We start from the raw sequence: 25,773 nt of genomic DNA, 5'->3' as shown, positions 1-25,773 counted from the left end.
AACCGGCGCGAGAGACCCCGCACCGGTATTGCTTCGTATATAAACGGCTCTTAGTAGCCGAGCGCCTTGGCGCGGGCGTTCATTTGACCGTTGTCGGCATAGCTCATGTAAGAGCCAACCGAGTCGCGATAGGCGGTGAAGCTTGCAGTGATGCGGCGCACCAGTTCGTCCTCGTCCTCCGCCAGTTCCGCCATCACCTCAGCCGCGGCCGCAGCCATGGCGGCGACCACATCGTCAGGCAGCATTTTGACCTGAACGCCTTCGTTTTCCACCATCTGTTTCAACGCCTGAGCATGTTTGGTGGTGTATTCCGTCCAGACCGGGTTGTAGAGGCTCTCGCAGGCAAAGCTGACCGCCTGTTTCAGATCATCCGGCAGCTCCGCATAGGCGGTGGCGTTTACGGCGCATTCCTCAGCCGAAGAGGGCTCACCTACGCCGGGCCAGTAGTAGTTTTTGGCAACCTGATAGAAACCCACGGCGCTGTCGGTCCAGGGGCCGATGAATTCGCCGGCATCCAGCGCGCCGGTCTGCAGAGCCTGGAACATGTCGCGTGGCCCCATCGCCTGCACTGCCATGCCGATCTTGGAGCACATTTCTGAGGCCAGACCTGTGGTGCGGAACTTGAGACCTTTCAGGTCATCTAGCGAGTGGATCTCATCGCGGAACCAGCCCTGCCATTGCGGGCCAGAGTTGCCACAGAGGAAGGGCTTGAGGTTGAACCGGCCATAGATCTCATCATAGAGCGCCTGTCCGCCGCCGTGATACAGCCAGCCAAACTGTTCGTCCGCGCGCAGGCCAAAGGGTTGCGAGCCAAACAACAGCATGCCCTTGGACTTGGAGCCCCAATAGGCCGGAACCGCGTGATAGAGCTCTGCCGTGCCTTCAGAGACGGCATCAAACACACCGCGTCCGGGCACCAGCTCCCCTGCGGCGTGCAGTTTCACTTCAATGCGCCCGCCCGACAGGGTGGTGATCCGATCTGCCAGCATCTGCGCGGCGACACCGGGCCCGGGGAGGTTCTTGGGCCAGGCGGTGACCATGTTCCACTGGCGAATCCCCTGCGCTGTTGCTGGCGCAGCCAAAGAGCTGGCCGCGGCACCCGCGGCGCCAATTTTGATAAAGTCTCTGCGTTTCATTTCACTCTCCGTCCCTGAAGATTTTTTATTAAGCATACGCATGAATTTTTTAAGTCTGCACATAATTAATGTCAATTCTCCTTTGATTTTGAAGGAGCCAAGGGCGCTGAAACAAGGCTTTTATGGGTCGTTTTGGCTCAATCCTGCTTAGGCCCAAGGCGCTATGCGTAATTTTTGAGCTATGGCGAACAAGGGCTTAGGAGTGGTTTCAAGTTTCACTATGGCGACATGAATTCCACATATTGAAATTTACAATGAAGGGGTCTATACCCTTGGCTGTAGCGCGTCCCCCGCAGCTTTCGGGGCCGCGGTACGCAGCCTTCCAGTGCCATAAGGGGAGAGGCACTCGGATTTTGTAGGATTCATAGGGAGGGGACCTGCGTGCAGACCCGAATTCACGACACATTAAGCGCGGCTGTCGCTGCAAAGCCTGACGCCTTGGCGATGATCGACTATGCGGATGGGAAGTTCACCTGGTCCGACCTGGCTGAGGCCACGGCTGCAGCACGGGAGGTTTTGCTGGCGCAGGGTGTCAAACCCGGGGACCGTGTGGTCATGGTGTTTGAGAATTGTTTGGCCGTTTGCGCCTTTATCTTTGCCACCAGTCAACTCGACGCGATCTCTGTGCCACTGAATGCGCGGCTGACCCATGCCGAGCTCGACCGGCTGATCACCCACAGCGACCCAAGCGTAGTGGTGTTTTGCAATGATGCTTCAGAGTCCGCAGTAATTCACGGGAAAGCCTTTTCGGCCAAGGCGGCCATTGGCCGCTATGGCACCGTCGGTCTGTTTCAACGCCGGGGCAGCCAGCCGGAGCCCTGTTTTGAAGATGGTGCAGAACAGGTGGCGCTGCTGCTTTATACCTCAGGGACCACCGGCGTGCCAAAGGCGGCGATGCTGACTCATAACAATCTGCTGTGTGCAGCTGTGGCCTCGGCAAAGGTGCGCGGCATGCAGGACGACGATATGACTTATCTGGCGCTGCCATTGTCGCATATCTTTGGCTTTGTCACCTTTGTGTCGATCTGCGGCGCGCAGGGTGCGATGCGGCTAGAGGCGCGGTTCGCAGTTGAGCGGCTGTACAAGGCCCTGCAAATGGATGTGACCCTGCTGCCTGCTGTGCCACAGATGCATGCCCTTTTGTTCCACTATGCGCGGGCGCAGAAGAACCCGCGCTATGACGTCGGTCTGTTGCGCTTTGTCTCCTCTGGCGGGGCGCCGCTGGATCCGGTGTGGAAGCGCGAGGCAGAGGCGTTCTATGGCATTCCACTGCAAAACGGCTATGGTTTGACGGAGGGCACTGCCGGGGTCTGTGCCACCGCCAGCCCGCTGGGGGACCCGGATGTGAGTGTTGGTCACCCGATGCAGGACAGCCTGTTCCGGCTGGATTTTGAGGCCGAAGGTGCCACTCCGGATGAGGGGATCGGTGAGATCCTCGTGGGTGGCCCGCAGATAATGAACGGCTATTTCCGCGATCCAGAGCAAAGCGCCAAGGTGCTGACAGAGGATGGGTTCTTCCGCACTGGTGATTTGGGCCGGTTTGATGACGCGGGACGCCTGCATATTGTCGGTCGGTCAAAAGAACTGATCATCCGCTCAGGGTTCAATGTCTACCCGGTGGAGGTCGAAGGCGCGTTGACGGACCATCCAGAGGTGATCATGGCCGGTGTCGTTGGCAGGCAGGTGTCTGGCAATGAGGAAGTGCTGGCCTTTGTGAAGGTTGCAGCCGATTGCAGCTTGAGCGAGGCGGATCTCTCCGCCTTCGTGAAGGACAAACTGGCCCCCTACAAACGGCCTACAAGAATTGTCTTGGCACAGGATCTGCCTGCGGCACCGACAGGAAAAATTCTCAAGGCAAAGTTGATCAGCACCTTTGCGGATCAGTTGATGCCCGAAACCACTCACTAAACAAAAATTCTACTATACGGAATGTGATTCTGTATGGTAGCCATTCTTGCATGATAATCTCGGGGAGGAGATTTTGACTATGAGCGTAATTAAAACCACATTGGGTGCAGCTGCTGTTGCCCTGTCCTTTGGCACCGTTGCAGCGGCGCAGACAACGATTTTCTACGGCCACAGTGGCCCGGCGCGCGGTACGGTTCCGGCGGCGCTGAAATGGTTTGATGGCCGCATCGGTGAATTGTCCGAGGGTGATCTGAAATTGGACGTACAATGGGGCGGTGCCCTGTTCAAAGCTTCCGCTTCGGTTCAGTCGATTGGCGACGGTGTGGCGGACGCGGGGTCGATCATCTCGGCCTATTTCCAAAAGGAAATGGCGGCATACTCCCTGGCGGACCTGCCGCTGGGTGGTCCCAACCCTTGGGTTGGTCTGCGCGCCACCGACCACCTGATGCGCACCATGCCAGAGATCACCGAGAATCTGGCGCGCCAGAACCTGGTCTATATCGGCACTTTCACCGCGTCTGATGTGAACGTTGCCTGTAAAGGCGCTGAGATCAATTCGATCCAGGATATCGCAGGTCTGAAAGTGCGCGGTGCCGGCGTTTACGGCAAGGTCTTTGGCGAGCTGGGTGCAACTATGGTGAACCTCAGCGTCTACGACGCCTATCAGGGGCTCGACACCGGGTTGATCGACTGCACGCAGGGCTATTCCTACATCATCCCCGCGCTGAAATGGCACGAAGTCATCGACAGCTATACTGTGTTGAACTGGGGCCAAATCGGTGGCTACGGTATGTTCATGAACAAGCAAAGCTATGACGCGCTGAGCGATGAACAGAAAGCTGTGATGACCCAGGCGGGCACAGAGCTGGCGGACAAATTTGCTCAGATCGTTATTGGCGCTAATTCCAAGGCCCTGAACGCAATGCGGGCAGATGAATATGAGCGTCCGGTCAAGGTGCTGGAAGTTTCAGCAGAGGAACGCGCTGCGTTGAACGCAGCCACCGAACCTTTCCTGGCGGATTGGAAAGAAAACGCAGCCAGCGTTGGTCTGAACCCTGACAAGATGATCGAGGTCTATACCCAGGCGGTCGCGGATTACACCGCCGAGTTCGAAGCCAAGGGCTATCCTTGGGAGCGCAACTAAGCTGCGCCACTGATCAGAGGCACCGGGGCAGGGGAGATTCTGCCCCGGTGTTTCAAAATTCACTCGCTTGCAGGGAGGGGGCAAGATGCTGGATCGTATTGAAAAACTCTTTATCGACGTGGCAACGGCAGCGATCATTCTATTGGCTTTGATGATCTTTGCTGATGTGGTTGCGCTTAACCTGTTCAAAGCTTCGGTGCCGGATGCGGTGATCATTGTACGCGAACTGATGGTGCTGGCGATCATCATGCCCTTGGCGGCGGCCACCACCCAGCGGGCGCATATCTCTGTTGAGTTCCTGACCAATATGCTGCCGCCCAAAGTGGTGGAGTATTTTGTTGTCTTTGGTACTCTGTTTGGCGTCTTTGCCCTGTCCCCGCTGATCTATTCGGGTGCCAAGGAGCTGATGCATCAGATCAATACCGGCAGCGCTTTTTATGGCGATCTGAACCTGCCGCAATGGCCCGGGCGTCTCGCCTTTGTCATTGGCATCTCGTTGTGCTGGCTACGTTTGTTGATCATGGCTTTGGGCGACATGAGGACCGTCTGGCGCGGCAAGACCCTCAATTTTGAACCCACAGGCCACTGACAGGTTAGCTGACGGGTTACCGGAGCGCGCCCTTTTCACAACAAGATCGCGTCCCCGGCGCGTCGGCTGCTGAGGGTCGGTGCGCTTCGTAGAACACTTCAATTTCGGGAATAGACTTCATGGATCCGGCAACGATTGGATTAGTGGCCTTTGGCCTGATGCTGGTACTCTTGGCGATGCGGGTGCCGATTGCCTTTGCATTGATTGGGGTAGCCACGCTGGCCGCCTTTACTATCTTTGCCTTCAGGACCGGCACATTCATGCCCGAGCGGGCCATTCGCGCGACCTCGTCTTTGGTGTTTTCCAACTCCTTTGATCTGGTGCACAGTTTTGACCTGTCGATGATCCCGCTGTTCGTCGCACTTGGCAATATTGCCTATCGTGCAGGCATCACCACGGCTGTTTACAACTCGGCCAAGGTCTGGCTGGTGCGTCAGCGCGGCGGGTTGGCAGTGGCTTCGGTCATGGGCTGCGGCGGGTTTTCTGCGATCACCGGCTCCAGCCTCGCCTGTGCTTCGACCATGGGGAAGATCTGCACGCCCGAGATGTTGCGACTGGGCTACGATCCCCGCCTGGCCACGGCGAGTGTCGCTGCGGGTGGCACCCTGGGATCGCTGATCCCGCCGAGCATCCTGTTCATCATCTATGCGATCTTTACCGAAACCTCGGTCAGTAAGCTGTTCCTGGCCGGTGTACTACCTGGGTTGTTGACACTGGCAGGTTTTGTTTTGGTGATCTGGGTGTGGATCCGTGTCAATCCCAAACTTGTTCCTGAGCAGGGCGCAGCTGCCAGTTGGTCCGAAAAAATGGCCGCCGTGCGTGAAGCCTGGCCAGCGGCGTTGATCTTCTTGATCATTGTAATCGGCATCTACGGCGGCTTTTTCACGGCGACGGCTGCAGCGGCGGTGAGTGTGGTTGTGACCACGCTGATTGGCTTTGCCCAGAGACGTTTGACCCTGCAGGGGCTCTGGGAGGCGGTGCGCGAGACCTGCGTACAGACCTCAGCGATCTTTGTGGTGGCGGCAGGGGCGAAAATCTTTGTGGCAGCAATTGCGCTTACAGGTATGGCGCCAGCTCTGGTGCAATCGGTGGCGGATGCGCAGCTTTCGCCTGTGGTGCTGCTGATCTGCATCTGTGCCGTCTACCTGATGCTGGGTATGTTCCTGGATCCGATCGGGATCATGGTTCTGACCCTGCCCCTGGTGGTGCCGCTGGTGGAATCTTACGGAATGAACCTGATCTGGTTTGGGGTCGTGGTGGTCAAGCTGTTGGAGATTGGTCTGATTACACCGCCCGTCGGGTTGAACGTCTTTGTCCTGTCAAATGTGGTGGGCAAGGCCGCGCCAATCGGCACCGTCTTTGCTGGCATCTGGCGGTTCTTGTGCGTTGATGTGGTTGTTCTGGCACTGATTGTCGGCTTTCCGTCGATTTCTTTAGTGTTGTCGATGACAGCGAAATGAACGGGGTTTTTCATTTGCAAGAAATTCTATACGTTGGAATTTCTAACCACCGCTAGGACTTGAGGCGATGCCAGATCTGAAAGACGACAAGCGATTTGCCAATACTCTGGCGCGCGGCCTCAATGTGCTCCGGGCTTTTGGACCCAATGACGATGGTCTTGGCAATCTGGAGATCTCAGAGCGCACGGGTCTGCCGCGTTCTACCGTGTCGCGGCTGACCTTTACCCTATGTGCACTTGGGTATCTGACCCATGGCCATCACCACGACAAATATCGCCTTGGGCCTGCGGCCCTGGCACTTGGCAATATCGCGGGGGCCTCTTTTGGTTTTGTGGAAACAGCCGGGCCGATCATGCAAAAGCTGGCGGATGCCACCAAGACCCTGATTGGTGTGGCCATTCAGGACGATGGCAAGATGCTGATCGTCAAGACTTGGCGCCCGCGCAATTCCACCACCACCTGGCTCAACGTTGGCTATCGGATGCCGATGTTGCAGTCGTCTTCGGGGGCGGCCTTCCTGGGGGCCTTGGCGCGCAGCGAGCTGGCAAAGCTGACGCAGGCCATGTCCGCTGAGGATCAGGCCCTGTATCAGGATTTTGGCGGGAAAGCGCAGTCCAGCCTGTTGAGCGATGGCTATGCTTTTGTGCGCGGAGAACAACGGTTCAACGCCACCATCAACGCTATTGCCGCGCCCTATCGCCCCTCGGAATTTGGGGAACCGGTCGCCTTTCTGAGCGGCGCGCGCAAATCGGACCTGACGGATGAGCAGGTCACTGAAAGCGTTGGCCCGGCACTGGTGACAGCGGTGCAGGAGTTGCTGCACATCACTGGCAGACGTTTTCCGATCATGTCTGACGACTAAGAGTTGGGGAGTTGCCCTTTCGCCGCCGATGGCAAAAGGGCAGAGGCTATTAGCCGACAATCATCTGTTTAAGCTGCAGCGCTTCATATTCCAGTTCGTTCAGGCGGTAGTTGACCACATCGCCAATGGTCAGCATCCCGCAGAGTTTGCCGTCATCGACCACCGGCATGTGACGGAAACGCCCCTCGTTCATGCGCCGCAGGACCGCCACCAGAGGATCGCTGGGCGAACAGGTTTCAACCTTGCTGGTCATGTTCTCACCCACGGTTTGTGGCAGGGTTTGACCAGGTGTTTCCGCCAGTTTTCGCACGATATCGCGCTCTGACAGGATCCCCTCCAGGGCTCCACCTTCGCCAGTGACAAGCAGCGCACCAATGCGACGATCGCGCAAAACGGTGACAGCCGTGCTGAGCGTATCACTTGAGGTGATGGTATAGGTGGTGCCGCCCTTTTTGCTGATCAGCTGGCCAACAATAGCCGTTTCGTGTGAGATATTGCTCTGGGCGGACTGGCTATGAGTGGTCTTTTTGGCCTGATCCCCGCGGCTGGGGGCCTGATAAGAACTTGGCATGTTGAAATGCTCCCTGTTGTTGGCTGCGCCTGGTTGTCTAATGGTCCTGTGCTGTGTCATTCAGGTCAGACACCATAGTGCCTTAGGGTAGCTTAGACGACAAAATGCCTTAGGGGGAATAGCTTGCTTGCCTCGCAGATCACACTGACGCCGTTAATCGCCACCATTTTGATTTTCTTGGCGGTGCTGGCGGGCAACCGCTATCGTCGGGTCTGGAAGGCCGAGGGGCCGCGCTGGCAGCTGTGGCTCTTTGGTTTGATCGCGGCTGCGTCTCTGCTGACACTGGCTTTTGTGCCGATGCCCTAGTTGTTGCGCGCGGCGCGGTGCAGTTCCAACTGGTCCTTCCAGCGATACCAGCTAACGGCGGCGGGCAGGAACCACGGGGTGCCGCGATAAAAGGGTCGGGTTGGGAACTTTAACCCATCAAGCGCAGTTGCCGGTGACATGGACCCCGGCTTCAATTGCCGTATTCAGCAAGGCCCGGTGGTATTTTGCCGGATCCAGCGAGGCATGGTGTGGAAAGACCACCCCACCAAAATAGGTTTCCGAGCCCAGCTCGGTATGTTGCTGGTGGCGCGGAATGGCATAGGCTTCTGCGCCTTCGGTCTTGTTCAGAACATCAGCAGAGCGTCAAAATGCTTGGGGCTATGGGCCGCTTGATAGCGCCCGCAGCGGGCAAAATCGCAATCAAGCGCCTCTGACTGGATGAACCCATCAATCCAATTCAGCGCATCAATGCCTTCCTGGCGAATGGCGCGGGCCTTTTGCGCGCCGTAGCGTGAGGTCAACATTTTTAATGTGGGTTTGATGCTGGTGCTGATCTGGCCGCCGTTTTTGGTGCTACAGCCCCAGCCGGGCGCGCCTGCATCCAGGACCAGTGTTGATCTTCCGGCCCGTGCTGTGACCAGGGCGGCGTTTAATCCAGTATAGCCTGACCCAATGATAGCCACATCTACTTGGGGCAAAGGGTCTCGCGGCGTTGCAGGCGCAGCAGGCAGACCGTCACACCAGTAGATGTCGCGACGATCTGAAGAGGCAGGCGCGGTGGCCGCCAGGCGGTTTGTGGTCATTTGGCTCTTCCGGGGCAAATATAAAAAGGCGCATGAAGCCCTAGCAAATCAACGGCGGGCCTCAGGCCTGAATACAGGCTGCAGGCCGTAAAAATCCTAGCCTCTTTACGAGAGCAGGGGCAATTATTTTTGCCACCGTTTCAACGTAGTATTACAAAGCAAAAGGCAGCCACAGCGACTGCCTTTCGAACATTTACCCGGCGGATTGAAACAGATGCTAGCTCTCCGCGCGCATCTCTGCTTCCATCTGCTCGACCATCTTGCGGGCGCGCTTGCACTGCAACTTGTCGCGCAGCGGGCTGTCTGGATCGATGTCTTTGCTGCAGACCACACATTTATCGGCGCCTGAAATGGCGTTTAGCCCGCCGCAGCTGCCCTTGATCGTCTTGCCCATCAGCAAAACGCCCAGCGACATGCCCAGCATGATCAGCGCCAAAAACCCAAAGGTGAAAAGAAAGGTTGCCATTGGATCTATCCTTATTGCTTGGACTGCAGTTTGGAGAACTGCGTGCTGGTCGTGGTTTCAAAGCCTGTTTCACCGGAATCAGGCTGGCGTGCAATGAACAAAACCGCGAGGCCCTCGGCCTCGGCAATCTTAAGCCCGCGTTCCTGACCCAAGGCGAGCAGCGCCGTTGCCCAACCGTCGGCCATCATGGCATTCTCCGCCAGCACCGTAACAGAGGCTGTTCCATGGGTGATCGGGCGGCCGGTGACGCCATCGATGATGTGAGAATAACGGGTCCCGTCTTGCTCAAAGTAGTTGCGGTAATCCCCTGATGTGGCCATGCCAAGCCCCGAGACATCGACAATTTCCTCTATCGTCTGGCTGGCCGAATCGGGGCGTTCAATGCCAATGCGCCAGGCTTCCCCATTGGGGTTCAGCCCTGCGGTGACCAGATCACCACCGATTTCAACCATGTAGTCGGTGATACCGGCCTCGGCCAGAACAGCGGCAACCTGATCCACACCATAGCCCTTGGCGATGGCCGCAAGATAGACGGAGGTCTCCGGCAGGTTTTTGCGGAGCGTCAGGTCATCCTGCGACAGCGAGAGGATTTTGCCCTGGCCCACGACTTTCAGTGCGGCGGCGATCTCTTCATCAGCAGGGACGGGGCTGTCGGCGGTGCGGGCGCCAAAGCCCCAGATTTCGATCAGGGGGCCAAGGGTCACATCAAACAGGCCTTCGCTTTTGCGATGGATCTCATTGGCGGCCGCCACAACGCGGGCCAGTTCGGGCGAGATCGCGACCGGATCAGTGGTGGGGGCGCTGTTGAACTGTGAGATTTCAGAGTTCGGGTCCCAGTTTGACATCTGGCTGTTCACCTTGGCCAGTGCTGCGGTGATGTCGGCTTGCAGCGTCTCTGGTGATAGATCTGCGGTTTTGTCGATTGCCACGATGTTATATGTCGTGCCCATGGTCTCACCGCTGAACTTCAACGTGAGTGGGTCTGATTTGCATGCTGCCAAAATAAACATCAGTGCAACAACAAAGAAGCGAGCCATTTATTCACCTACCCTTGAAACGCCCTTCTATTGTACGCTATTCGCGGCCCTGTCAATCAAGGTCGCGTATGGTCGTGAATGACACGATACGAGGCTTTTTCATTTTCCCGGTGGGAAATTGATCCAGATCAGACTATTTGCAGGCCGAATCCGAACAACGGCCCAGAGATGTTGGCTCTGACCAACAGCAAAAGAAGAAGAGATAGAGTTGCGGCATTACAAGCTACGAAAAGGACTCGAACTTCCGGTTGCGGGCGCTCCCGCGCAGGAAATTCACGATGGTCCGGCAGTCAGGACCGTTGCCTTGCTGGGCAGCGACTACCTAGGTTTGAAACCCCGTCTTGCGGTGCAAGAGGGCGATGTCATCGCCGCTGGCGCCCCGGTCTTTGCCCATAAGGACACAGCCGATGTGCAGGTGGTCTCGCCGGTGTCGGGCCGCGTCAAAGCGGTGAACCGTGGTGCCCGCCGGGTGCTGGTAAGCGTCGAGATCGAAGTGGACGCGACAGCGGCAGAGCCTGTCGATTTCTCATCGGTGGGAGATGTCTCTACTGCAGAAGGTCTGGCTGAGCGTCTTTGTGCGGCGGGTCTGTGGACCTCGTTCCGCACCCGGCCCTATTCCAAGGTGCCCGCATCCGATACACGCCCAGCAGCGATCTATGTGACGGCGATGGAATCAGAACCTCTGGCTGCGGATGCCAGTGTGATCATCAACCAGGCAGCGGATGAGTTTGCTGCGGGGCTTAAGGCTATCGCGGTTCTGAGTGAGGGGAAGACTTACCTCTGTCAGTCGGGCGACGCATCCATCCCCAGCGCAGATGGCGTTGAGGTTGTCGGTTTTGACGGTCCGCATCCTGCGGGTCTTGCTGGCACCCATATGCATTTCATCGAGCCCCCCACCGCCACTAAGACTGTCTGGAGCATTGGCTATCAGGATGTGATCGCCATTGGCCGTCTGCTGAAAACGGGTGTGGTGAGTGGCGAACGTATTGTGGCCCTCACGGGCCCATTGGTGAGCAAGCCACGTCTGGTCCGCACCAGCGTTGGGGCGTCGATGGCGGAGCTGCTGGCTGGTGAGCTCGACAGTGCTGCGGCACCACGGATGATTTCCGGTTCGATCCTGTCGGGACGTGCAGGCGAAGGGGCCGATGGCTACCTGGGTCGCTACGCGCGTCAGATCACCGTGATCGAAGAAGATCACAAGCAAATCCCCATGGGCTGGATCCGCCCCATGGCGAGCAAATATGCGGTGCAGCCGGTGCTTGGCTCATTGTTCTCCAAAAAGCTCTATGCGCTGACATCGAACCTCAACGGCGGGCGTCGCGCCATGGTGCCTACCGGCACCTTTGAGCAGCTGATGCCGCAGGACTATCTGCCAACGCAGCTTTTGCGTGCGTTGCTGGTAATGGATACCGATCAGGCCCAAGCGCTGGGTGCGCTGGAACTGGACGAAGAAGATCTCGGGCTGGTCGGCTTTGCCTGCCCGGCAAAATACGAATACGGACTGGCGCTGCGCGACAGTCTGACGAAGATCGAAAAGGAGGGATAGTCTCTTGGGTCTCCGTAACTTTTTTGACCGCATCGAGCCGAACTTTACCAAGGGCGGCAAGTGGGAGAAACTGTTCCCCATCTATGAGATGGTGGAAAGCTTCCTCTACACACCAAAGACGGTCACTACCGCTGCACCTCATGCGCGGTCCTATATCGATATGAAGCGGATCATGACCTATGTGGTCATCGCGACGATCCCCTGTATTCTGTTTGGCCTGTATAACACGGGGCTTCAGGTTAACACCGCCATTGGTACCTATGGTGCCTCCGGCTGGCGTGCGGCTGTGATCGAGGCGCTTGGCATTGGGTTCAATCCTGAAAACCCGCTGGGCAATATGCTGCATGGTCTGCTGTATTTCCTGCCCATCTATATCACCACTTTGGTTGTTGGTGGTATTTTTGAGGTGATCTTTGCCACGGTGCGCGGCCATGAAGTCAACGAGGGCTTCTTGGTGACTTCGATGCTTTATGCGCTGATCGTGCCGGTCAGCATTCCATTGTGGCAAGTGGGCCTGGGCATCGCCTTTGGCGTTGTCATTGGCAAAGAGGTCTTTGGCGGCACTGGCAAGAACTTCCTCAACCCGGCGCTGACGGGCCGGGCCTTCCTGTATTTTGCCTATCCGGCCTATATGTCGGGCGATAGCATCTGGACGCCCGTGGATGGCTTTTCCGGCGCGACGGCGCTTTCGGTTTCCGCGTCGCAGGGCTTTGATCAGCTGGCGGCCAACGGGATTGAGTGGATGGATGCCTTTGTCGGCACGATCCAGGGCTCCTTTGGCGAGACCTCTACGATTGCCTGCCTCATCGGTCTGGCCTTTCTGTTGATCACCAAGATCGCCAACTGGCGTCTGATCGTTGGCTGTATGGCGGGCATGGTGGGTTTCTCGCTGCTGCTCAACACCATCGGCTCGGACAGTAACCCGATGTTCGCGATGCCTTGGTATTGGCATCTGGTCACCGGTGGTTTTGCCTTTGGCATGGTCTTTATGGTTACCGAGCCGGTCTCGGCCAGCCACACCAATCTGGGCCGTTACATCTATGGCGCGCTGATTGGCTTCATGGTGGTGATGATCCGGGTGATCAACCCGGCCTTCCCAGAAGGCATGATGCTGGCCATCCTGTTCGGCAACGTCTTTGCGCCGCTGATCGACTATTTTGTCGTGCAGGCCAATATCAAACGGAGAGCGAAGCGTCATGTCTGAGCAAACCAAAAAAGGCGCTCTCCAGCGCTTCCTTGAGGCCTCGCCGGATTCCACTGGCAAAACCCTGTTTGTCGCCGTGGCGCTTTGTCTCTGTGCCTCGATGATTGTTTCGGCGGCGGCCGTGGCCCTGCGTCCGACGCAGGAGGCCAACAAGCTGAAGGACAAGCAGATCAACATTCTGCAGGTCGCAGGTCTTTATGAACCTGGTGTCAACGTGACAGAGGCCTTTAACGCATCCTTCGAGCCACGCATTCTGGAGCTGGCCACTGGTCAGTTTAACGATGACTTCGATGTGGCCAGTTTTGATGATCGCGCCTCAGCGGATGATCCGGCGACTTCGATTGCGCTGGAGGATGACCCAGCCTCGATTGGGCGTCAGTCAAAATATATGACTGTCTACCTGCTGAAAGACGATGCAGGCGAGATCGACAAGGTGATCCTGCCGCTGCATGGCTATGGTCTGTGGTCAACGCTCTATGGCTTTATCGCCGTGGAAGAAAACGCCAATGACATCTTTGGCCTGCAGTTCTACAGCCATGCCGAGACCCCCGGTCTGGGTGCTGAGGTGGACAACCCCCGCTGGAAGGCGCTGTGGAATGGCAAACGTCTGACCGATGAGGCAGGTGAATTGCAGATCACTGTCGCCAAAACTACGACCGCTGCTGGCAAAGAGTTCCATGTGGATGCCCTGTCAGGTGCGACGCTGACCTCTGTGGGTGTCGACAATCTGGTGCGCTTCTGGATGGGCGAAACCGGCTATGCGCCTTTCCTTGCCAATCTCAAAGCAGGAGATATCTGATGTCCCAGACACGTAGGGAAATGCTGCTCGACCCGCTGGTCGACAATAACCCGATCACCCTGCAGGTGCTTGGCATCTGTTCTGCCCTGGCGGTGACCTCTTCGCTCAAGGTGGCGCTGGTGATGACCATCGCGGTGACCTTGGTGACGGCGTTTTCGTCCATGTTCATCTCGGTGCTGCGCAACCAGATCCCCAGCTCGATCCGGATTATCGTGCAGATGGTGATCATCGCCTCGCTGGTGATCCTGGTGGATCAGGTGCTCAAGGCCTATGCCTTTGAGATCTCAAAAACCCTGTCGGTTTTTGTTGGCCTGATCATTACCAACTGTATCGTCATGGGCCGCGCCGAAGCCTTTGCCATGAAGAACCCGCCCGTGGCCTCCTTCATCGACGGCATTGGCAACGGCTTGGGCTATGGTCTGATCCTGATGCTGGTGGGCTTTGTCCGCGAGCTCTTCGGCTCTGGCTCGCTGTTTGGCGTCACCATTCTGGAAACCGTGAACAACGGTGGCTGGTATGTGCCAAACGGGATGCTGTTGCTGCCGCCTTCGGCCTTTTTCATCATCGGTCTTTTGATCTGGGCCTTCCGGACCTGGAAACCAGATCAGGTGGAAGAGCGTGAACATAAAATTCAAGTTGTAGAGGCCCACTGATGGAAGCGCTCCTCTCCCTCGCGGTCAAGGCGATCTTTGTTGAGAACCTGGCCCTCTCCTTCTTCCTCGGCATGTGTACCTTCATCGCTGTCTCCAAGAAGATCTCGACTGCTATCGGTCTGGGCATTTCGGTGATGATCGTGCAGGCTATCACCGTGCCTGCCAACAACCTGATCCTGACCTACCTGCTGGCGCCCGGCGCGCTGGCCTGGGCCGGTTTCCCGGATGTGGATCTGACCTTCCTTGGTCTGATTTCCTATATTGGCGTCATCGCGGCCTTGGTGCAGATCCTCGAGATGGTTTTGGATAAATACTTCCCGCCACTGTACAACGCGCTGGGGATCTTCCTGCCGCTGATCACCGTGAACTGCGCCATCCTGGGTGGCTCGTTGTTTATGGTGGAGCGCGACTATGGTTTTGCCGAGGCGGCGACCTATGGTCTGTCTTCGGGCTTTGGCTGGGCACTGGCGATTACCGCCATGGCCGGTGTGCGCGAAAAGCTGAAATATTCTGACATTCCTGATGGTTTGCAGGGGCTTGGCATCACTTTCATCACTGCGGGATTGATGGCGCTGGCCTTCATGTCCTTCAGTGGCGTGAAACTGTAAGGGGGCTGACACAATGGCTACTTTTGGACTTGGCATTGTCCTCTTCACCCTGATTGTTCTGGCGCTTGTCAGCATCATTATCGCGGCCCGTTCCAAGCTGGTGTCGACCGGCAATGTGAACATCACCATCAACGGCGAGAAAACCATCTCGGTGCCTGCAGGTGGTAAACTGTTGCAGACGCTGGCGGCGGAAAAGCTGTTTGTACCTTCGGCCTGTGGCGGCGGCGGCACCTGTGCCCAGTGTCGGGTCAAGGTGCATTCTGGTGGCGGATCTATTCTGCCGACTGAGGAAGGCCATATCACCAAGCGTGAGGCCAGCTGCGGCGACCGTTTGTCCTGTCAGGTTGCGGTCAAACAGGACATGGAAGTGGAAGTGCCCGAAGAAGTGTTCGGCGTTAAAAAGTGGGAATGCACCGTGCGTTCTAATGAGAACGTCGCCACCTTCATCAAGGCCCTGGTGCTGGATCTGCCCGAAGGCGAGGATGTGAATTTCCGCGCTGGTGGCTACATCCAGATCGAAGCCCCGGCCCATGCGCTGAAATACACGGACTTTGACATCGAGGAAGAGTACCGCGAGGACTGGGACCGCTTTAACCTCTGGCAGTATGAGTCGGTGGTGGATGAGCCCGTTGAACGTGCCTATTCCATGGCGAACTACCCGGATGAAAAGGGCATGATCATGCTCAACGTTCGGGTGGCCTCGCCGCCTCCCGGTTCCGAGGGCATCCCCGCTGGTCTGATGTCGAGCTATATCTTCAACCTGAAGCCCGGTGACAAGGTTACGATCTCTGGTCCCTTTGGCGAATTCTTTGCCCGCGACACGCAAAAAGAGATGGTCTTCATCGGTGGGGGCGCCGGTATGGCGCCGATGCGCAGCCATATTTTTGACCAGCTCAAGCGCCTGGAAAACCGGGATCGCAAGATCAGCTTCTGGTACGGTGCGCGGTCCAAGAAAGAGATGTTCTTTGTCGAGGACTTCGACACGCTCGCGAAAGAGTTCGATAACTTCGACTGGCATGTCGCCCTGTCAGACGCGATGCCCGAAGACGACTGGGAAGGCTATACCGGCTTTATTCATAACGTGCTGTTTGAGGAATACCTCAAGAACCACCCGGCCCCTGAAGACTGTGAATTCTACATGTGTGGTCCGCCCATCATGAACCAATCGGTGATCAACATGCTGGTGGATCTTGGTGTGGACCGCGAAGATATCATGCTGGATGATTTTGGCGGTTAAGCCGCTGTGATGTGCAATTAGAAAAGGCGGCTCCTGTTTTAGGGGCCGCCTTCTTTGTTTTCTGTGATCTCGCCTTGGGGCAGGAGTGTCAGACGCTCAGCAGGCGGTGCTTTTGCAATAGATCCAGCATCATCTGTTTGGCGTTCTGCCGATGGGACCGGTGGACCTCCCCGGCGCGTTTCGCATCCCCGGCTTTGATGGCCTCATAGACCTGGCGGTGGTCCTCGTTGGATTGCACTGGCATATCCCGCATGAACAGGGTGACGGCGCGCGCGCGGCGCACCTGGTCGTTCATCATCTCAAAAATCGCCGTGACCCTAGAATTGCCACCCAACCGAACCAGTTCGCGGTGGAAAGCGTCGTCAGATTGGGCCCATTGTTCTAGATCCCCTGCGGAAACGGCCAGCTCCATACTCTCGATCGCATTGGTGAGGGTCTGCAAGCTCTTGTCTGTAAGCCTCTTCTCTGCGGCGCTGCGGGCGGCAAGGCATTCCAGTTCGGTCAAGACATCGTAGATTTCAGCCATGTCATCCGGTGACACAGGCAGGATGCGCACCCCTTTGCGCGGTCGAAGCTCCAGCAACCCCTGGCTCTCCAGCATCAGCGCAGCCTCACGTACGGGGGTACGTGACACGCCCAGACGGGACGCCATTTCGCTTTCCAAATGATCAGATCCAGGGGCAAGCTCGCCAGAAAAGATCATGTCACGCAGGGCCTGATAGGCCCGTTGCGAATTGGATGGCGGTTTCTCCGATAGAGGTGTCACTCTGTCTCCAAACTTATCTTTCTGCCTGTCTGCGCGGAGTGATAAACCGCTTCTTCGATTTCGATGACACGCAGATAACTGGCGGCTTCGTTTTCAAAGTCACCTGCGCCAAGAAGGCCAGAAATGACGTGGGACTGCAAGTGGTGAACACAATCGCCGCCAAATCCGTCCCAGGTGTCCGGGGCCAGAAGGCAGATTTGATTTTGGGCCCCAAAGCGGCGCAAATGCAGCGCGCCATCGCCGGTGAGCGTAATGCTGCCTTCCGTGCCCTCCAACAGGGCTTCGCCCATGGTGCGGCGGTGGTTTTCAGCGGCGTGATCCAGGGAACGGTTGCCGTCAAATAGCGCGCGTACGCCGCCGGGATGCTCTGAGAGAATATAGCCTGCATCTTCCCCAGCGATCACAGGGTTCACCTGCCGCAGATCTGCATAGATGGCTATGGGGTCGCCCAACAGGTAGCGAAAAGTATCTATCCAGTGCACCGCGGTCTCATGCACCAGGAACCGTTCCATTGTTTGAAAATAGGGCTGGCGCGCAAGATAGGCCTTTGGCCCCTGTCCGTCACCAGGGCGTAGTCGAAAGGTCAGCTGCTGGACGGTTCCAATATCGCTGCGCATCAGCGCTTGCTTCATTGCGCGGTACCAGGGCTGAAACCGAAAGTTCTCATGCACAATAATCCGGGCCCCCTGGGCCTTGGCCAGAGAGACCATTTCGCGGGCCTCTGAAAGATCCCGACAAAAGGGTTTTTGACAGATCATGGTTTTTACCCCAGCAGCCAGCGCCATCCGGATGCACGCCGCATGCGCAACGGGCGGCAAGATGATGTCGAGCAGATCCGGGGCAGTTTCCACCAACATCTGCGCCAGATCGTCATAGGCTGCCAGACCGGTCGCGCGGGCCTTTTCGATGCCTCGGTTGCAGGAGCCCACCAGGGTAACATTTTCCATCCGGGCCCAACTTGCGTAGTGGAACTGGCTGAAATAGCCAGCCCCAACGCAGGCAACTTTTATAGGTGAAGCAGAGGTCATGCGGGCGCCATCGCCAAGAGCGCTTCGACCGCGCTGGCCGCATCTTTGGTACTGGCTGAGCCGCCCAGGTCTCTGGTTAGAATTTGACCACTGGCAACGACGCTCTCGACTGCCTCGCGCAGGCGCTGGCCATCGGTTCGCAGCGCGTCATTGTCGTGTTTTATGCCCAGCCACTCCAGCATCATCGCCGCTGATAGGATCATGGCGAAAGGGTTGGCCACGCCTTGACCGGCAATATCCGGGGCAGATCCATGGCAGGGCTGAAACACGGCGTGGTCTAACCCGATATCGGCAGAAGGAGCTAAACCCAGCCCGCCCATCAACCCGGCACCTAGGTCGGAAAGAATGTCACCAAACATGTTTTCGGTGACCAGAACGTCAAAGTCCCAGGGCTTTTGCACCATCCACAAAGCAGTGGCATCAACATAGGCGTGATCTGCCGTCAGATCTGGGTGCTTTGCCGCTTCGGCGTCGTAGATCTCGCGGAAAAAGGCAAAGGCGCGGAACACATTGGCCTTGTCTACGCAGGTCACGCGCCCCTGGCCACGGCCGGCGGTTTGGCGTTGTTTGGCCAGATTAAAGCTGAACTCGAACAGCTTTTCTGAGATCTCGCGGGTGATGAGCAGGGTCTCACGGGCCTCGTCTTTTGTGACTTCGCCGCAGCCCTGGGTGTGGAAGAGACCCTCGGTGCTTTCCCGTACCAAGACAAAGTCGATCTCCTTACCTGCCGGCATTTTCAACGGCGTCAACTGGCCTGGGCGGACCGTTACCGGGCGTACGCCAGCAAAAAGCGTCAGCGCCTTGCGCAGATCAATCTGCGGTGAAATCTCGGTGCCATCCTCATAGCGCACGTCGGGCAGTCCCATGGCTGAGAGCAGAATCGCATCTGCGTTTTGGGCGATCCGCATGGAGGTCTCAGGCAGAGATTCTCCGGTTTTTGCGTAATGCGCGGCCCCTGCGGGAGCCTCGGCGAAACTGAGGTCATAGCCCGTGGAAACCTCTGACATGAGACGCAGGATTTTTACCGTGGGCCCTGTGATTTCGGGGCCGATGCCGTCGCCTGAAAATACTGCGATCTCGAAAGTGTTGGCCATGGTCACGCGTTCCTTTTCTTACCTCTTTGGCTGATTTCGCTGCAGAGATCTATTAATAAATTTGACAAGCATTTATTAATGCATACGTAAAAAGATGCAATAGGAAACGCATTGAGTCTGGGAGGACATGATATGGAACTCAAATTTGGTAGAACGCTTGGTCTGGCGGCGCTGCTTGGCGGCTATGCTGTAGGGCTGGCCGGCGGTGTGTCAGCGCAGGACTATCCCTACCGTGACATTACAGCTGCGGTGGTCTGGGGGGCAGGTGGCGGCACCGACACCATTAACCGCATGATCATGGCAGAGATGGAAAAGCACCTGCCGGTATCGATCAATGTGACCAACCAGACTGGCGGTGTCGCGGGGTCCAACGGCATGGTCTATGTGATGAACCAGCCCGATGATGGCTATACGTTGGTGGGCCTGTCGGAATCCAACGTGACAGCGGCAGTCCAGGGGGGCTGGGACAAGAAATTCGACTATTGGTATCCCTTTATCGTTGGCGGCTCGCCGGATCTGATCTCGGTGCCTGCGACTTCTCCCTATTCAACAATCCAAGAATTGGTCGATGCGGCCAAGGCCGCGCCAGGGACCATTCCTGCAGCGGCCTCCGGTGCGGGATCGATCCACCATCTAAATCTCTTGGCGATCCAGAATGGTGCCGGAGTTGAGTTCAAATTCGTCCCCTACAAGGGCTCTGCCCCCGGTCAAGAAGCCGCCATTGCGGGCGAAGTACAGTTGGTTGTGACCTCACTGGCGGAGCAGGCGGCTCTGATCCAGGGGGGGCAGTTGAAGCCCTTGGCGATGCTGACTCCTGAGAGTGCTCAGATCGCTGGCATGACAGTTCCCTCGGCCTTCTCATCCTATGAAGGTCTCGACAAATACCTGCCTTTGAAACAGGCCATTGGCTTTGCCGTGCATAGTTCGGCCAGCGCCGATGTGAAGGCGGCCCTGGGCGCTGCCTTTGAAAAAGCAATGTCGGGTGATGCCGTTGCGGAATGGGCCGCTGCTAACAACTACGATGTCGGGGGGCAATATGGCGACGAGGCCAGCAAGATCTTTTCTACGCTGGAAGCCAATTTTGCCTACACCCTGAAAGATCTGGGCGCGACCACCGTAGATCCGGCCTCTTTGGGTATTGAAAAACCCTAGCCCGACAGATCCGCAGAAGCAGGAGAGGACGTGGCTCTGCCGCGTCCTTTCTAATAGGCGCCCGGATTGGGTTTTGAACAGGTGAAAGATGGGAATGCGACGGTGGTCAAGGACAACAGCGAAAACGAAATAAAACCGGCTCTATCTCGGGCCAAACCACAGGCACCTGACAGGGTTTCGGATGGGGTGGTCGGAATTGAGGCGGAGCAGTTGGCGGTTTTGCGGGCGCGTGATTTCTGGGCGTCCTTAGCGCTTCTTTTGCTGTCGTTGTTTTTTCTGTGGCGCACCTCCCTCATTCCGCTTTGGGGTGAAAATCGGGCAGGGGTGCAGGGGGGTGATTGGTACAACTCCGCAGCGCTTGTGCCGCTTGGCATTTTCAGTGCCTTGTTGGTGCTCTCGTTGGTTCTGATGCGGATCGCGGTCACAGCAGGCGGAGCGAAGCGGGCGCTCAGCTCTGTGGGGATCGGGTGGAACCGGACCGAGGCGTTGCGGTTCACAACGATCAGCGTGGTCCTTTTCTTCTATATCGCGGGCCTGGTGCCACGTGTCGATTTTGTCATTGGATCAGGGCTTTTGATCACCGCACTGATCTACGGGTATCACGGAGGGCATCCGCGACGCATGATAGTGGCGGCGGGGGTTGTGGCCTTGGCCGGAGGCTATGCGATGATGATGCATCTGCCGCGTGCGGAGTGGCGGTTGCATGATGATGATTGGCTAACATTGGCTCTGTGGCTGGGGTTGACGCTTTGGGTGCTGATCCTTGGCCGGGGCGATCCTGTGGCGCGGGCCATCCCGGCGATTGCCCTCGTTGCGCCGCTGGTGCTGGTCTGCGCCATGGCCTTTGGGTTTCGCCAGAATGTGCCAAACCGTGGCGGGCTGATCTTCAAAACCATTGAATACCACTACTACGTGACCCTCAAACCGTTGTGGAGCCGGACCTGATGGAGTTTGTATTTTCACAGCTTGCAGGATTTGGCGGCGCTTTTGCAGCCCTGGTGGCCGACCCCTGGACCTATGTCTACCTGGTGACATCAGTTTTCCTTGGCATCACCATTGGCGCTTTGCCGGGACTGACTGCGACCCTCGCTGTCACCATCCTGACGGGCTTCTTTGGCAATAAGATCCCACTGGATTACTCCCTGATTGCCCTGTTGGGTGCCTATGTCGGTGCCATATATGGCGGTTCATATCCGTCGATCCTGCTAAATATTCCTGGCACGGCTGCCTCGGCCGCGACGGCGATGGATGGCCACCCGTTGGCCAAGGCCGGTCGTGGTGGTGAGGCGCTGGGGCTGACCACAACAGCCTCCTTTATTGGCACCTTGATTGGCACAGCTGCGCTGTTGATCTTTGTTTGGGTGCTGCTCTTGGTGTCAAAGAATATCGCCAGCCCGGAAAAGGCTTTGCTTGCGCTCTTTGGTATTTTGCTCTCAGGCACACTGATGTCCGAGGATCTTGTGATCAAGGGCTGGATTGCTGGCCTTATCGGGTTGGCCATGGCCATGGTGGGGATGGATCCTTTGCTCTCTGAGCCGCGCTACACGTTTGGCTGGTCCTATATGTTGTCTGGTTTTCAGGTGGTGCCGGTTCTCATGGGGGCCTTTGCCGTGCCGCAGATCATCGAAGGCCTGCGTCATATCGAAGTGGGAAAAATTGTCGCATTGCAGGGGCGCATTTTGCCAAACCTTGCCACAGTGCGCCGCCATATGCCGACCATCACCCGATCCGGGGTGATCGGCACCGGTATCGGGGCGCTGCCAGGTGTGGGCGAAGACGTGGCGGGCTGGGTTTCCTACGGTGTTGGCAAGACAGTCTCCAAGGATGGCAAGAACTTTGGTAAAGGCTCGCTCGAAGGGTTACTATCTTCTGAGACCGCCAATAACGCCTGCATCGGCGGCGCGCTGATCCCGCTATTGGTACTGGGCATTCCCGGCTCACCGCCAGCAGCCGCCTTGATGGGGGCCTTCAAGATCAACAACATTATTCCAGGGCCAACGATCGACCCCAATATCATTCTGCGGGTGGTGGCGATCATGGTGCTGGCCTCTTTGACCATGTGGATCCTGGGGCTGTTCACCGCGCGGGTGTTTATCAAGATCCTGCGCATCCCGCAGACCGTGTTCCTACCGGTGGTCATGGTGCTGACGGCGATTGGGTCGTTCTCTGTGGGCGGGGGTATCAATGATCTGTATCTGATGCTGGGGGTCGGATTTGTGGCCTATTTCATGAACCTGATGAAATACCCAATTGCGCCGTTGGTGATTGGCGTCATCCTTGGAGGGTTGTTTGATGAAACCTTCCGTCGATCGTTGTTCTTGGCCGACGGCAGCCTTGCAGGCTTTGTTTCGCGCCCAGGCGCTGCCACCCTGCTGTCACTCAATATCGCGCTGATAACGGCGCAATTTCCAGCAATGCGTCGGATCTTTGCCCGCCTGCGCCGAAAGGAAACATAATGTATGCTGTCTGTGTGACATTCAAAATTAGACCCGGCCAGATGGATCAATTCCTACCGCAAATGGTTGAGAATGCCCGCACGTCGCGCGCCTTAGAACCGGGCTGCCAGCAGTTTGATATCTGCCGGGCGGGGGACATGATCTTCCTCTATGAGATCTACGATGATCACGCCGCCTTTGAGGCGCATCTGGCCAGCCCCCATTTCCGGAGGTTTGAAGTCGGTACCGCTGATATGATTGCCGAAAAACAGGTGCAGTTCTTTGATGAGGTGATCCGATGACAGGGCTTATGATCGGGGCGTTGACCTGGGAGGTCCATGCAATCAAATATGCTGACCGCAATGCCCGTAGGCGTGCGGATAGCTTTCTGTTTGACGACAATCACGATGCGCCGCACGCCATGGATTTTTTCATGTGGCTACTGCGATGCGGCGATCGAGTGATCCTGGTGGATACCGGCTATGACCATGCTGAGGCGGCCCAGCGGGGTCGCCCGATCCGGTTGGATCCGCGTGAAGCCCTGGACCCATTGGGTATAACGCCAGAGGATATCACCGAGGTAATCGTCACCCATCTGCATTATGACCACGCAGGCGGGCTGGCGCTGTTTCCCAACGCGCATCTGCATCTGCAAGAGGCAGAGATGGCCTTTGCCACTGGCCCTTGTATGTGTCACGACACGTTGAAAGCGCCCTTTACGGCCAGCCATATCTGCGAGGCGGTGACCCGGCTGTATCGCGGCAAGCTCAGCTTTCATGCGGGCGACAGTCAGATTGCTGACGGGGTTACGGTGCATTGCATCGGCGGTCATTCGCGCGGGCTGCAATGCGTGCGGGTGCGCACCGCGGCTGGCTGGCTGGTGCTGGCCTCGGACGCAGCGCATTATTATGAGAATGTCACCGCGCGCAAACCCTTCCCTATCGTGGTGGATTTGCAGAATATGCTCGATGGTTTTGCCAGGCTTGAGCAACTAGCCTCTTCGCCTAACCTTATCATCCCCGGCCACGATCCATTGGTGCGCCAACTGTTCCCACGGGGCGTGGCGGATCATATCACCCGTCTCGACCAGGGTCCGATTTCGGAGATTTCTTCATGAAGCTTGGCGTTATCGCTGATGATTTTACGGGCGCATCTGACATTGCGCTGACCATCGCAGAGGCGGGTCTCTCGGTGGCGCAGTTTATTGGAGTCCCTGGGGCGCCTGCACCTGCTGATCTGGGGGCGGGCGTCGTCGCCTTGAAATCGCGCACTGCCCCGGTGGCGGAGGCGATCCAGAGCAGTCTTGCCGCCTGCGAGTGGTTGCTGGCCCAAGGGGCGGAACAGATCATCTTTAAGGTTTGTTCGACTTTCGATAGCACGCCCAAAGGCAATATCGGCCCGGTTCTACAGGCTCTGGCGGAACGATTGGGCGCGCAATCCGTGATTGTTTGTCCGGCGTTTCCTGAAAATGGCCGCTCAGTCTATCAGGGGCATTTGTTTGTGAATGATGTGCTGCTGAGTGAAAGCGGCATGCAGGACCACCCGCTTACCCCGATGACGGACCCGGATTTGCGCCGGGTTCTGGCTGTTCAGACTGACTGGCAGGTTTCCCATATCCCATCGAAGGTAGTAATGCAGGGGGGCGGTGCTATTCGGGCGGCGCTGCCTGCGTTGCCGCGCATGGTGGTTGTTGATGCCATCACCGAGGCGGACCTTTTGCAGATTGGCGCTGCCGCAAAGGGCGCTAAGCTGCTTTGTGGTGGCTCTGGGATTGCGCTGGGATTGCCGCTGAATTTTGGCGCTAAACCGGCCCAGCCAGACTGGACGCCAATAACCGGGGGCGGAGTGGTCATCTCAGGATCCTGTTCCCAGGCCACGCGGAGGCAGGTCGCAGCCTATGCGGCGGACAATCCCTGCTTTGAAGTCAGCGCTGAGGCGATCGTAAATGGGGAAATCACCGTTGCTGGGCTGGCGGAGTGGGTCTTGGGGCAGCGGTGCGCGCCATTGGTCTATTCCTCGGCGAATCCGATCGTGGTTCGCCAGGCGCAGGAGGGCCTGGGGGCAGAGCTGGCGGCAAGCGCGATTGAAGGGCTGTTTGCGGAGCTGGCGGCAGAATTGGCGGCACGCGGGATTGCCCGGATCGTTGTTGCGGGTGGTGAGACCTCCGGCGCTGTCGTCAAGGGGCTGAAGGCGCGCGCCTTGGTAATCGGGCCTCGGATTGCTGCTGGTGTGCCTTTGCTGCGGATGTCTGATCAATCCGTGGCCCTGGCCCTAAAATCAGGAAATTTTGGCGGTGAGGCGTTTTTTGGCGATGCCTTGGCCCAGATGGAGGGCAAGGCATGAGCGAGGAGACAAGGGCGCGAGAAGACATCTGCCGGATCGCCAAGTCTATGTTTGACCGTGGGCTGACCTGTGGCGCTTCGGGCAACATTTCACAACGGCTGTCGGATGGCACCTATCTGGTGACGCCAACGGGTTCTTCGATGGGGTTCCTCGACCCAGGTCGGATCTCGCATATGGATGCGCAGATGCGTCACATTGGGGGCGACCAGCCAACCAAAGAGATTCCGTTACACAGCGCCTTTTATGAGACCCGGGCGCAGACTGGTGCGGTTGTGCACCTGCATTCCACGCATTCCGTTGCACTGTCGATGTTGCCGGATACGGATCCAGACAATGTATTGCCACCGATGACTCCCTACGGGATCATGCGCTTGGGAAAAGTACAGTTGTTACCGTTTTTCCTGCCTGGCGATGATCGCATGGGGGAGGCGGTGCGCGGACTGGCTGGGAAACGCTCGGCGGTTTTATTGGCCAATCACGGGCCGGTTGTTGCTGGCAAAGATCTTTGGGCAGCAGCCCATGCGATTGAAGAGCTGGAAGAAACAGCTAAGCTCGCACTTTTGACACAGGGCCTGCAGCCAAAGATGCTTAGCGATGCGCAGGTACAGGCGATTGTTAAAAAGTTTGACGTCGACTGGTAGGGCGCTGACACAATCAGGCGGCAG

28 protein-coding genes are annotated in these 25,773 nt (G+C 57.4%); 19 read left to right on the top strand and 9 right to left on the bottom strand.

Features of this window, described 5'->3' with window-relative positions:
- Positions 1-50 precede the first annotated feature (50 nt).
- Positions 51-1,136: a TRAP transporter substrate-binding protein gene (locus MED193_RS00570; RefSeq protein WP_009807666.1), complete on the bottom strand. Its 1,086-nt coding sequence runs from the start codon at positions 1,134-1,136 to the stop codon at positions 51-53.
- A 381-nt stretch (positions 1,137-1,517) separates the two neighbouring features.
- Here MED193_RS00570 and MED193_RS00565 point away from each other — a divergent pair, with 381 nt between their 5' ends.
- From MED193_RS00565 to MED193_RS00545, 5 genes are all read left to right on the top strand, one after another.
- The gene (locus MED193_RS00565; RefSeq protein WP_039965615.1) at positions 1,518-3,044 is read left to right on the top strand and encodes a class I adenylate-forming enzyme family protein; all 1,527 of its coding nucleotides are present in this window, start codon (positions 1,518-1,520) and stop codon (positions 3,042-3,044) included.
- Positions 3,045-3,123: 79 nt separating this feature from the next.
- On the top strand, positions 3,124-4,188 hold the full coding sequence (locus MED193_RS00560) for a C4-dicarboxylate TRAP transporter substrate-binding protein (RefSeq protein ID WP_009807664.1): 1,065 nt from the start codon (positions 3,124-3,126) through the stop codon (positions 4,186-4,188).
- 85 nt (positions 4,189-4,273) lie between these two features.
- Positions 4,274-4,777: a TRAP transporter small permease gene (locus tag MED193_RS00555; protein WP_009807663.1), complete on the top strand. Its 504-nt coding sequence runs from the start codon at positions 4,274-4,276 to the stop codon at positions 4,775-4,777.
- Positions 4,778-4,896: 119 nt separating this feature from the next.
- A complete protein-coding gene (locus tag MED193_RS00550) occupies positions 4,897-6,237 on the top strand; it encodes a TRAP transporter large permease (RefSeq protein WP_009807662.1) in 1,341 nt (446 codons plus the stop codon).
- Between the two features lie 67 nt (positions 6,238-6,304).
- The gene (locus MED193_RS00545; protein WP_009807661.1) at positions 6,305-7,099 is read left to right on the top strand and encodes an IclR family transcriptional regulator; all 795 of its coding nucleotides are present in this window, start codon (positions 6,305-6,307) and stop codon (positions 7,097-7,099) included.
- Between the two features lie 49 nt (positions 7,100-7,148).
- Here MED193_RS00545 and MED193_RS00540 read toward each other — a convergent pair whose 3' ends face one another.
- On the bottom strand, positions 7,149-7,670 hold the full coding sequence (locus tag MED193_RS00540) for a CBS domain-containing protein (protein WP_009807660.1): 522 nt from the start codon (positions 7,668-7,670) through the stop codon (positions 7,149-7,151).
- A gap of 123 nt (positions 7,671-7,793) precedes the next feature.
- Between MED193_RS00540 and MED193_RS00535 the strand changes: the two genes are divergently transcribed.
- Complete coding sequence (locus MED193_RS00535; protein ID WP_009807659.1) at positions 7,794-7,976, top strand: hypothetical protein; 183 nt, start codon at positions 7,794-7,796, stop codon at positions 7,974-7,976.
- Here MED193_RS00535 and MED193_RS22795 read toward each other — a convergent pair.
- The 4 genes from MED193_RS22795 to MED193_RS00520 all read right to left on the bottom strand — a co-directional run bounded on the left by MED193_RS22795 (position 7,973) and on the right by MED193_RS00520 (position 10,243).
- Positions 7,973-8,116 carry a hypothetical protein gene (locus MED193_RS22795; RefSeq protein ID WP_157041222.1) on the bottom strand — a complete coding sequence of 48 codons (144 nt, stop codon included), beginning with the start codon at positions 8,114-8,116 and terminating at the stop codon, positions 7,973-7,975. The two genes, MED193_RS00535 and MED193_RS22795, sit on opposite strands and share 4 nt — an antisense overlap.
- A gap of 165 nt (positions 8,117-8,281) precedes the next feature.
- A complete protein-coding gene (locus tag MED193_RS00530; RefSeq protein WP_009807657.1) occupies positions 8,282-8,740 on the bottom strand; it encodes an FAD-binding oxidoreductase in 459 nt (152 codons plus the stop codon).
- A 217-nt stretch (positions 8,741-8,957) separates the two neighbouring features.
- Positions 8,958-9,206 carry a (Na+)-NQR maturation NqrM gene (gene nqrM, locus MED193_RS00525; RefSeq protein ID WP_009807656.1) on the bottom strand — a complete coding sequence of 83 codons (249 nt, stop codon included), beginning with the start codon at positions 9,204-9,206 and terminating at the stop codon, positions 8,958-8,960.
- A gap of 11 nt (positions 9,207-9,217) precedes the next feature.
- Positions 9,218-10,243 (bottom strand): FAD:protein FMN transferase, encoded by a 1,026-nt coding sequence (locus MED193_RS00520; protein ID WP_009807655.1) that lies wholly within the window; start codon positions 10,241-10,243, stop codon positions 9,218-9,220.
- 208 nt (positions 10,244-10,451) lie between these two features.
- Here MED193_RS00520 and MED193_RS00515 point away from each other — a divergent pair, with 208 nt between their 5' ends.
- From MED193_RS00515 to nqrF, 6 genes are read left to right on the top strand one after another with little or no spacing between them, the layout of a single operon-like run.
- On the top strand, positions 10,452-11,789 hold the full coding sequence (locus MED193_RS00515) for a Na(+)-translocating NADH-quinone reductase subunit A (protein ID WP_009807654.1): 1,338 nt from the start codon (positions 10,452-10,454) through the stop codon (positions 11,787-11,789).
- Positions 11,790-11,793: 4 nt separating this feature from the next.
- Positions 11,794-12,993: an NADH:ubiquinone reductase (Na(+)-transporting) subunit B gene (locus MED193_RS00510; RefSeq protein WP_009807653.1), complete on the top strand. Its 1,200-nt coding sequence runs from the start codon at positions 11,794-11,796 to the stop codon at positions 12,991-12,993.
- Positions 12,986-13,792, top strand: coding sequence for a Na(+)-translocating NADH-quinone reductase subunit C (locus MED193_RS00505; RefSeq protein WP_009807652.1), 807 nt, complete (start codon positions 12,986-12,988; stop codon positions 13,790-13,792). Before MED193_RS00510 ends, MED193_RS00505 begins: the two co-directional genes overlap by 8 nt.
- A complete protein-coding gene (locus MED193_RS00500) occupies positions 13,792-14,445 on the top strand; it encodes an NADH:ubiquinone reductase (Na(+)-transporting) subunit D (RefSeq protein WP_009807651.1) in 654 nt (217 codons plus the stop codon). The genes MED193_RS00505 and MED193_RS00500 overlap by 1 nt, the downstream gene beginning before the upstream one ends.
- The gene (gene nqrE / locus MED193_RS00495) at positions 14,445-15,053 is read left to right on the top strand and encodes an NADH:ubiquinone reductase (Na(+)-transporting) subunit E (RefSeq protein ID WP_009807650.1); all 609 of its coding nucleotides are present in this window, start codon (positions 14,445-14,447) and stop codon (positions 15,051-15,053) included. Before MED193_RS00500 ends, nqrE begins: the two co-directional genes overlap by 1 nt.
- A 13-nt stretch (positions 15,054-15,066) precedes the next feature.
- Positions 15,067-16,290: an NADH:ubiquinone reductase (Na(+)-transporting) subunit F gene (gene nqrF, locus MED193_RS00490; protein ID WP_009807649.1), complete on the top strand. Its 1,224-nt coding sequence runs from the start codon at positions 15,067-15,069 to the stop codon at positions 16,288-16,290.
- 88 nt (positions 16,291-16,378) lie between these two features.
- On the opposite strand, the gene MED193_RS00485 is transcribed toward nqrF, so the two are convergent.
- The 3 genes from MED193_RS00485 to MED193_RS00475 are packed head-to-tail and all read right to left on the bottom strand — an operon-like array spanning position 16,379 to position 19,178.
- Positions 16,379-17,056, bottom strand: coding sequence for a GntR family transcriptional regulator (locus MED193_RS00485; protein ID WP_009807648.1), 678 nt, complete (start codon positions 17,054-17,056; stop codon positions 16,379-16,381).
- Complete coding sequence (locus tag MED193_RS00480; RefSeq protein WP_009807647.1) at positions 17,053-18,084, bottom strand: Gfo/Idh/MocA family protein; 1,032 nt, start codon at positions 18,082-18,084, stop codon at positions 17,053-17,055. The genes MED193_RS00485 and MED193_RS00480 overlap by 4 nt, the downstream gene beginning before the upstream one ends.
- On the bottom strand, positions 18,081-19,178 hold the full coding sequence (locus tag MED193_RS00475; protein WP_009807646.1) for an isocitrate/isopropylmalate dehydrogenase family protein: 1,098 nt from the start codon (positions 19,176-19,178) through the stop codon (positions 18,081-18,083). The genes MED193_RS00480 and MED193_RS00475 overlap by 4 nt, the downstream gene beginning before the upstream one ends.
- Before the next feature lie 132 nt (positions 19,179-19,310).
- Between MED193_RS00475 and MED193_RS00470 the strand changes: the two genes are divergently transcribed.
- The 7 genes from MED193_RS00470 (at position 19,311) to MED193_RS00440 (ending at position 25,749) form a co-directional block, all read left to right on the top strand.
- The gene (locus MED193_RS00470) at positions 19,311-20,330 is read left to right on the top strand and encodes a tripartite tricarboxylate transporter substrate binding protein (protein ID WP_009807645.1); all 1,020 of its coding nucleotides are present in this window, start codon (positions 19,311-19,313) and stop codon (positions 20,328-20,330) included.
- 66 nt (positions 20,331-20,396) lie between these two features.
- Positions 20,397-21,275, top strand: a complete 879-nt coding sequence (locus MED193_RS00465; RefSeq protein WP_009807644.1) for a hypothetical protein — start codon at positions 20,397-20,399, stop codon at positions 21,273-21,275.
- Positions 21,275-22,786: a tripartite tricarboxylate transporter permease gene (locus MED193_RS00460; protein ID WP_009807643.1), complete on the top strand. Its 1,512-nt coding sequence runs from the start codon at positions 21,275-21,277 to the stop codon at positions 22,784-22,786. Before MED193_RS00465 ends, MED193_RS00460 begins: the two co-directional genes overlap by 1 nt.
- Complete coding sequence (locus tag MED193_RS00455) at positions 22,786-23,067, top strand: putative quinol monooxygenase (RefSeq protein ID WP_009807642.1); 282 nt, start codon at positions 22,786-22,788, stop codon at positions 23,065-23,067. Before MED193_RS00460 ends, MED193_RS00455 begins: the two co-directional genes overlap by 1 nt.
- Positions 23,064-23,882 carry an N-acyl homoserine lactonase family protein gene (locus MED193_RS00450; protein ID WP_009807641.1) on the top strand — a complete coding sequence of 273 codons (819 nt, stop codon included), beginning with the start codon at positions 23,064-23,066 and terminating at the stop codon, positions 23,880-23,882. Before MED193_RS00455 ends, MED193_RS00450 begins: the two co-directional genes overlap by 4 nt.
- Positions 23,879-25,108, top strand: coding sequence for a 3-oxo-tetronate kinase (gene otnK / locus MED193_RS00445; RefSeq protein WP_009807640.1), 1,230 nt, complete (start codon positions 23,879-23,881; stop codon positions 25,106-25,108). The genes MED193_RS00450 and otnK overlap by 4 nt, the downstream gene beginning before the upstream one ends.
- A complete protein-coding gene (locus tag MED193_RS00440) occupies positions 25,105-25,749 on the top strand; it encodes an aldolase (protein ID WP_009807639.1) in 645 nt (214 codons plus the stop codon). The genes otnK and MED193_RS00440 overlap by 4 nt, the downstream gene beginning before the upstream one ends.
- The last annotated feature ends 24 nt before the right edge of the window (positions 25,750-25,773 follow it).

Origin of the sequence: Roseobacter sp. MED193 (genome assembly GCF_000152965.1) — a bacterium.
Classification (GTDB): Bacteria; Pseudomonadota; Alphaproteobacteria; order Rhodobacterales; family Rhodobacteraceae; genus Pseudophaeobacter.
The sequence above is the reverse complement of the archived record's forward strand: the minus strand, read 5'-3'. Positions and strand labels throughout refer to the sequence as shown.